Source organism: Streptomyces sp. NPDC033221, from assembly GCF_055577005.1.
Genome location: NZ_JBVIQN010000105.1, coordinates 1 through 1005 on the forward strand (window position 1 = coordinate 1; position 1005 = coordinate 1005).

General features: G+C 72.4%; 2 protein-coding genes. Both read right to left on the bottom strand.

Translation table 11 applies throughout. The features are described from left to right. The coding region (locus ACZ53K_RS42725) for an NAD(P)-binding domain-containing protein (protein ID WP_468848560.1) at positions 1–467 on the bottom strand (467 nt) is incomplete at its 3' end. A gap of 23 nt (positions 468–490) precedes the next feature. Beyond that, a partial coding sequence (locus ACZ53K_RS42730) for a TIM barrel protein (RefSeq protein WP_468848563.1) occupies positions 491–1005 on the bottom strand: 515 nt, incomplete at its 5' end.

Here is a 1005-nt window from a genome sequence, read left to right on the forward strand (position 1 = left end):
GCCTCGAAGAGGGGACAGGCGGCGTCGAAGTCCTCCTGGGCCCCGCCGGCCATGATGGACAGCACCGCCTCGATCGCGCCGGCCTCGCCGCCGGAGACCGGGGCGTCCAGCACCCGGATGCCCTTGTCGGCCGCGGCGGCGGCCAGATCGCGGGAGGTCTGCGGGGTGATGGAGGACATGTCGATCAGCAGGGCGCCGCGCCGGGCGTTGGCCAGGATGCCCTCGGGCCCGTAGGCGACGGCCTCGACCTGCGGGGAGGCGGGCACCATGGTGATGATGACGTCCGCGTCGCGGACCGCCTCGGCTATCGAGGCGGCGGGGGTGCCGCCGGCGGCGGCCAGCCGGTCGAGCTTGTCCTGTTCGAGGGTGTGGCCGGTGACCGGGTAGCCGGCCTTGAGCAGGTTTTCGGCCATGGGCGCGCCCATGATGCCCAGCCCGATCCACGCGACGGTGGGAAGAGTGCTCATGAGGAAGTGCCTTTCGTGCTCGGTCAGTGCGCGGCGCGCAGGGGGCGGGGCAGCCAGTCGAAGGACTGGGCGCTGGGGGCATCGCCGGGTTTGTACTCCAGGCCGGTGAAGCCGTCGTAGCCGTTCTTGCGCAGCCGCGCCAGGAGGTCGTCGAGGGGCAGGGTGCCGGTGCCGGGGGCGCCGCGGCCGGGGTTGTCGGCGATCTGGACGTGCCCGGTCCGGCCGGTGTGGCGGTCGATGACCTCCTCCAGATCCTCGCCGTTCATCGCCAGGTGGTACAGGTCCATCAAAAAGCGGGCGTTGTCCAGGCCGGTGGCCGCGTTGACCGCGTCCACCACCTCGATCGCCTTGGACGCCGAGACGATCGGGCAGCGCGGCGATTCGGGCGCGTTGAGCGCCTCGATCAGCAGGGTGGCGCCGACGCGGTGCGCCGCGCGGGCGGCCAGCGTCAGATTCTCAAGCGCCAGCGCATCCTGCACCGCCGCCTCCACCCCCTGCACCCGGTTGCCGTACAGGGCGTTGAGCGCGGTGCAGCCCA